This window comes from Vibrio sp. 10N.222.52.B12, from assembly GCF_002875385.1.
GTDB classification, from domain to species: Bacteria; Pseudomonadota; Gammaproteobacteria; order Enterobacterales; family Vibrionaceae; genus Vibrio; species Vibrio jasicida.
In genome coordinates this window covers 59,471-66,656 of sequence record NZ_MDAW01000114.1, presented here as the reverse complement: position 1 = coordinate 66,656, position 7,186 = coordinate 59,471, and the positions used below count along the sequence as shown (strand labels likewise).

Annotated in this window: 7 protein-coding genes; all 7 read left to right on the top strand. The window is 44.6% G+C overall.

Features of this window, described 5'->3' with window-relative positions; genetic code table 11:
• On the top strand, positions 1–1,166 hold a 1,166-nt coding region (locus BCT11_RS10980; RefSeq protein WP_102388320.1), incomplete at its 5' end, for a TrkH family potassium uptake protein.
• Positions 1,167–1,238: 72 nt separating this feature from the next.
• Positions 1,239–2,339, top strand: a complete 1,101-nt coding sequence (locus BCT11_RS10975) for a hypothetical protein (RefSeq protein WP_241909012.1) — start codon at positions 1,239–1,241, stop codon at positions 2,337–2,339.
• Positions 2,340–2,558: 219 nt separating this feature from the next.
• Entirely contained in the window at positions 2,559–3,392 is an 834-nt protein-coding gene (locus tag BCT11_RS10970; protein WP_102388317.1) for an AraC family transcriptional regulator, read from the top strand.
• Positions 3,393–3,850: 458 nt separating this feature from the next.
• Positions 3,851–4,759, top strand: a complete 909-nt coding sequence (locus tag BCT11_RS10965; protein ID WP_102388316.1) for an urease accessory protein UreD — start codon at positions 3,851–3,853, stop codon at positions 4,757–4,759.
• A gap of 77 nt (positions 4,760–4,836) precedes the next feature.
• Positions 4,837–5,139, top strand: a complete 303-nt coding sequence (gene ureA, locus BCT11_RS10960) for an urease subunit gamma (protein WP_009696559.1) — start codon at positions 4,837–4,839, stop codon at positions 5,137–5,139.
• Positions 5,140–5,149: 10 nt separating this feature from the next.
• Complete coding sequence (locus BCT11_RS10955; RefSeq protein ID WP_009696560.1) at positions 5,150–5,470, top strand: urease subunit beta; 321 nt, start codon at positions 5,150–5,152, stop codon at positions 5,468–5,470.
• An 11-nt stretch (positions 5,471–5,481) separates the two neighbouring features.
• Positions 5,482–7,185: an urease subunit alpha gene (gene ureC, locus BCT11_RS10950; RefSeq protein WP_038869838.1), complete on the top strand. Its 1,704-nt coding sequence runs from the start codon at positions 5,482–5,484 to the stop codon at positions 7,183–7,185.
• The last annotated feature ends 1 nt before the right edge of the window (position 7,186 follow it).

The following is a 7,186-nucleotide window of genomic DNA, read 5'->3' as shown; positions in this document are numbered from 1 at the left end:
CGCTTATCCGCGATGAACCTTATTTTGAAACCATGTCTGGTATCACCACGACTGGGTCTACGGTTCTTGCTGGTCTTGATAACATGGCACCCAGCATATTGCTTTGGCGTTCGCTGCTCCAGTGGTTTGGTGGGGTAGGGTTCATCGTGATGGCTATCGCTATTCTACCCATGATCAATGTTGGCGGGATGCGACTCTTCCAAACCGAATCCTCTGATTGGTCAACAAAAAGTGCACCTCGAATGAAGAGTGTTGCCAAGAGTATCCTGTCTGTTTATCTGCTACTGACTTTTCTTTGTGTGATGAGCTACTTGTTATCTGGCATGACTGTATTTGATGCGATAAACCACGCACTGACCACTGTATCTACCGGAGGATATTCAACGACCGATGCCTCCATGAACGGCTTCTCGCCAATGGCTCATTGGGTGGCGATCATCTTTATGTTTGCGGGTGGTATGCCATTCATTCAGTTTGTGGCAGCAATCAACCAAAAGAGTCTGTCGTGTTTAGTGAAAGACGCGCAAATCAGAGCCTATTTTAAGTTGGTGGTTGCGTTGAGTTTGGTTGTTGCTTACTGGTTGGCATTGAAGCTCGATTACCCGTTTATCGACGCGATTCGTATTGCGACCTTTAATATCGTTACGGTGATGACCACCACGGGTTTTGCATTAGACGATTTCTCCAGTTGGGGGAGTTTACCAACCATTTTGTTTTGCTTCGTTCTGTTGATGGGTGCGTGCTCTGGCTCAACGTCAGGGGGCTTCAAAATCTTCCGAATTCAGATAGCGACCTCACTCCTTAAAAAACAGGTTTTTCAGTTGGTACACCCTTCTGGCGTCTTTACCTTGCGTTACAACAAAGCGCGTTTGTCAGACAGTATTGTGCAAGGTGTAACGGCATTCGCCTTTGTTTATGCATTAACCATTATTTTTATCGCAATGTTATTGGCAATCATAGGCTTAGACCCTGTCACTAGCTTGTCCGGCGCCATTACTTCGGTGGCGAATGTCGGTCCTGGTCTAGGTTCCATTATTGGTCCTACTGGCAATTTCTCGACACTGCCAGATGCAGCAAAGTGGATTTTGAGCCTCGGAATGCTGATGGGACGCTTGGAGATCCTCACCATTGTGGTCGTTTTGTCTCCTTGTTTCTGGCGTATTTAACCTCGCCGATTTTTCTAACACTCACTTGAAATGCTAGTGAGCTCTTCAGGTCTTTATTTTTAAATTATGATTATGAAATTGGTATTTTTTGCGAAAGAGATTCATCACTTTATCTTGCGTGTTCATGCTGTGGATGGGAGAAAAAAGAAAGAAATTAGAACGTTAAGGCAAGGCTTGTGTCGCACCCTACAGTTTGAAGGCGCGGGGTTTGAGCTCTATTCCTTGTTAGAACCAACACATGATATCTCTAAGGCTCAAGTGATACGTCTGGCTAAAGATAAACTGAAAATCTTAGTCCGAAAGTTCAAAAAAGAATTCGAGGAAAAAGAAAACGACGCCCTTGATGCTTTAGAGAACCAAATCGTTGGTTATTTATTTAACTCTGAGCAGAAGGTGAGCCTAAAAGAGCTCTCTCAAAACCTCTATATCAAAGGTGTTTATGACCAAGAGACGCTCGTTACCACCATGAGTCGGTTGGTAAAAAGTAACAAGGTGAATGTGACCCACACGGGGCTGGGCAGTATGTATTACATCAATTATCGCAATAACTGGGTCTACGATGGTTCCAACCAATCCTACGTCCAATGTAAATGTCATTATCACTGTGCAACCTGTGAGCTGAACTTGGACTGTGCCTATCAGCCAAAACACAAAATCGTGCGTGAGTTCTATAAGTTGATTGATGTTGGTTTGGCTGTCACTACGGGTAAGTTGGAGAAAGAATGCGATAGCTTGCTTGGTCACACCATTCGCTTCTACTCGAGTATAAACACACGGAACGAGACAAGAATATCGGAGGGGGTGGATTACACCGTGATCAACTCAACGGATGATCAGTTCGTTGTCATTGATAACTTGGGCGACCCATACAGCGTGTTATTGGAAGAATTAAATTGGTTTCGTATGGATTTGGGTAATCAATGTAAGAGCAAGCAAGAGAAGGTCGCCGTCAAAAGGCGGTTTATCAGCAACTACGAGTCAATGAGTAAGACCAGAAATTGCATTGTTCAGTGCTTGTCATCCATCGGCGACACTTTGGTATCGGTCGATACGTTAATGATAAAGCTAGGGTTGTTAAGACTGCCTATTGAAAAAGCGCTCACTCTGCTTGAACAAGAAGGGGTGGTCAAAAGCCTAACTGAGGCTAACACCAAGAAGTACCACTTATGCTAGTTGAGTTTCTTGCTTTTAGCGGACCGGTCATCTTTTCCTATCAAATCACGCCATTTTCACGATGGCACTGCGACCAGTTTTCTATAAGGGTAGGGGAGTGATTTAGATTTGAAGTCATATAACTTCATTTATGGATTGATTATCTATACATGTCGCACAAAGAATCGACTATCTTGCTAGTATGCTTGACAGTATATAGATGTTAATTATTTGATAGCAATGTTTTTTCATAATATTAATGCCAGCAATTTTAGGCTACACAATTACAGAACTAAAAAGACGATATTTGCCAGAGTCTCAGGTTATCAAGGAGACATTAATATTAATGGTTCTCCCGTTCAGGAGTTTAATAATAGCTTAATTATCATTCCAAAAAACTCGTTTGTTCACGTTAATATATCAAAGTTAACTGAGCAGTCTGAATTAGACTTCATTAGCTTAAATGATTTTGATATTGGCTTTGTTAAGCAAGACCTTTATGAGTTAAACAAGTTTATCTTTGACAAGAGAAACAGAAAATTGTGCCGTTCGAGTGATGGCGGAAATTTCTTAAAAGCTCATAACAAAGATTTTTGTGATGTCTTTTTAATGAATCGGGTCGTTGATGGGCATCGTTGTATGGGGCGGTTGAATAAAGCGCTGCTTAGACAGAGTGTGGTTGAACTTCTGATTCACCTACATCTGGAAAACAAAGACATCAATATCGTCTTAAACATGAAAAGTGACCTGTCGGTTTCTGAGAGATTGTCCAATCTGCTTATGCGTGAACCGAGGAAGCATTGGACGCTTGAGGCGGCGGCTTTGTCTATGGCGACCAGCATTTCTACCTTGAGGAGAGGGTTATCAGCAGAGCAGAAGTCTTTCTCTTGCATCCTCAACGAGGTGAGGCTCAATGTCGCGATTCGGTATCTGAAGTTTAGTAACTTCAGCATATTGAAGATAAGCAACCTGAGTGGATTTAAGAGCTCCGCCTATTTCTGCACTGTGTTTAAAAAAAATAAACTTACCACACCTCAGCAGTTCAGAAGCCGCTTCAGAAAATCCATTGTTTAAGTTTGGCGGTTTCCGGTAATTCACTCTTATCTCATCGTTTAGCAATGATAGAAATTGTGAGTAAATTCACTGTTTATATTTTTTATTTAGTAATGCGGAAATAGTTTTAAACATTCCATTAATAATGAAGTGATGCTGACATTTATATTGTAATCTTTTGGGCAAAATGTCTAATTTAGACTCCGCTTGATTCCTGTATATTGTGTCCATTCGTTACAGCATCGATATAGAAATCCATGTAATTGTGTAAGTTTATTAATAGTGACGCCATAGGTGAAATTAAAGAAGAGAATTATTAAGTATCTCTTTTCACTAGGCGTTATTTATTACTCGTGATTTCTATTCCTATTCAGCGTTATTCGTTGAAGTTTGACCTATTTCATTCGTTACCAATGAAACGGTAATAAGCATTTTAATCCTAATTTTTTATTTAAAGGTAGGTAGAAAGGTATGTTCATATGACAGATTTCCAAACGACAACGACTGACAAAACCAGTACACCTCGTGTTGAACAAGGCTTTGGTCTCAATCGTCAGTGGTTAGCGTCTTTGACATTAAAATTTGGTGCGCATGCTGAAGGCAATTCCAGTGTCACGCGATTAAATACCCTACGACACTTTGGACCCCTGATTGTCCAAAGACCTTTCTATCCTGAGGGTAAAGACGGCTGTTGCCATGTTTACATTCTGCACCCGCCTGGTGGCTTGGTGAGTGGTGACGAGCTGAACTTCAACATTGGTGTACAAAGTGACGCTCACGCTTTAGTGACAACCCCCGCCGCAAACAAGCTGTACAAAGCCGACCGCAACTTGGTGCCGTGGAAACAACATACCAACTTGGATGTTGAGGATAACGCCATTTTAGAGTGGCTTCCTCAAGAGTCGATTGCTTTTGATGGTTCTATTGGTGACCAAACTTGCACGATCAACTTGGGTACAAATGCCAAGTGTCTTGGTTGGGAAATTACCGTTCTAGGGCGACCTGCTAGTGAGTTGCCATTCAACAGTGGATGCATCACTCAACAATTTAACCTCTACCAAAATGGCAAGCCACTGTGGCTTGAAAGACAAACGATCGACCCAACTCATCCGCGTTTTACCGGTAAGTGGGGGCAAGGTGGTTCAACGGTTCACGCCAATATGTGGGCGGTGGGTCTAGACGATCCAAAACAAGCCATTTTAGCACTTCGAGAGCATATGCCAGCGTCCGACCGTTGGGCGGTGAGTGAGCGTCGTGGCGTGTTGGTCATCCGCTATCTCGGTACCGAAAGAAACGAAGTTTGGGACTTATTCCAACAAGCGAGAGAAGTATTGCGTCCGATGCTCATTGGCATGGAACCGGTGATACCAAGAATCTGGCTGACTTAATCAAACTCGAATTATAACGCCTTATTAAACATCTAATAACGCGATTTTATATTGAAAATCATGAAACGGAGTAAACGATGGAATTAACACCTAGAGATAAAGACAAATTACTTTTGTTCACTGCAGGTCTGCTTGCTGAAAGACGCAAAGAAAAAGGCATCAAGCTGAATTACCCAGAATCTGTTGCGCTGATCAGCTGCGCAATCATGGAAGGTGCACGTGAAGGGCGCACCGTTGCAGAAATGATGAGTGCAGGTCGTGAAATCTTAACTCGTGCTGATGTTCAGCCTGGCATTGCTGAAATGATTGAAACAGTACAAGTAGAAGCAACTTTCCCTGACGGCACAAAGCTAGTGACTGTGCATAACCCGATTATTTAAGGAGACCGCCATGTTTGCAGGTGAATACCAACTAAAAGCAGATGACATTGAGCTGTGTACTGACCGCACAACCATCCCAGTGAAAGTTTCTAATACGGGTGACCGCCCTGTTCAGGTTGGCTCTCACTACCACTTTGCTGAAGCGAATCGCGCTTTATCTTTTGACCGAGAGCTTGCTTACGGTCACCGCCTAGCGATCGCCGCTGGCATGTCAATCCGATTCGAACCAGGTCAAACCCGCGAAGTGGAGCTGATTCCGTTCGCTGGCTTACGTCAAGTCTACGGCTTCCGTGGCGACGTGATGGGCTCACTAGATAACAATTCTAAGTAAAGGTAACAGTAATGAAGATTTCTAGACAAGCGTATGTAGACATGTACGGTCCTACCACGGGCGACAAAGTCCGTCTGGGTGATACAGAGCTATGGATTGAGATTGAAAAAGACCACACGCACTACGGTGAAGAAGTCGTATTTGGTGGCGGTAAAGTCATCCGTGACGGTATGGGTCAGAGCCAGCGTTGTGATGACGCAGTAATGGATACGGTTATTACTAACGTTATCATCATGGATTACTGGGGCATCGTTAAAGCTGACGTTGGTCTTAAGCAAGGCCGTATCGCAGCCATCGGTAAAGCGGGTAACCCAGATGTACAGCCGAATGTTGATATCATCATTGGTCCTGGTACTGAAATCATCGCAGGTGAGAACCAAATTCTAACTGCAGGTGGTATCGATACACACATCCACTTTATCTGTCCGCAACAGATTGATGAAGCGCTGATGAGCGGTGTAACGACCATGATTGGCGGCGGTACTGGTCCTGCAACAGGCAGTCTAGCGACAACCAGCACATCGGGTCCTTGGCACATTGGCAAGATGATGCAAGCGGTCGATGATCTACCAATGAACATTGGTCTACTGGGCAAAGGCAGTGCAAGTACGCCTGAAGCGCTTGAGCAACAAGTTAAAGCGGGCGCAATGAGTCTGAAGATTCACGAAGACTTTGGTGCGACTGCCGCATGTATTCACAACGCCTTGAACGTTGCAGACCGCTACGATGTTCAGGTTGCGCTTCACTCAGATAGCTTGAACGAATCTGGCTTCCTACAAGATACGCTGGCTGCATTTAAAGATCGTTGTATCCATACCTACCACACTGAAGGTGCGGGCGGTGGTCACGCTCCAGACATCATTGCAGCGTGTGCACTGCCAAATGTACTGCCTTCTTCAACAAACCCAACGCGTCCGTACACCATCAACACCGTTGATGAGCATCTGGATATGTTGATGGAGTGTCACCACCTAGATCCAAACATTCCTGAAGACGTTGCGTTTGCAGACTCTCGTATTCGTCGTGAAAGTATCGCCGCAGAAGACATTCTTCACGATATGGGCGTGATCTCGATGATGTCATCAGACTCACAAGCAATGGGACGTGTGGGTGAAGTGGTATGTCGTACTTGGCAGACGGCAAACAAGATGCGAGTACAGCGCGGTCTACTTCCTGAAGACCAAGATCTTGGCGCAGATAACTTCCGTGCGAAGCGCTACATCGCGAAATACACCATCAACCCAGCCATCACTCACGGTATCGCACACGAAGTGGGCTCGATTGAAGTAGGTAAATTCGCTGACTTGGTGCTTTGGAAGCCAGCATTCTTCGGCGTTAAGCCATCCATTATCTTGAAAGGTGGCATGATCGCAGGCGCTGCGATGGGCGATCCAAACGCGGCGATCTCAACGCCTCAGCCAGTTCACTACCGCAACATGTTTGGCTCATTAGGTCGTGCAGTTTCAGCAACCCGCATGACGTTTGTTAGCCAAGCTGCGATGAACACGGGTCTAGAAGAAAAACTGGGTCTGAACAGCCCGCTTGTTGCGTGTAAAGACGTTCGTAACAAGACCAAACAAGACATGAAGCACAACGACGTGTGTCCTGAACTAACCGTAGATCCACAAACTTATGAAGTAAGTGCAGACGGCGTTCTATTGACGTGTGAACCAGCAACAGAAGTTCCGTTGGCTCAACGCTACCATTTGTTCTAAT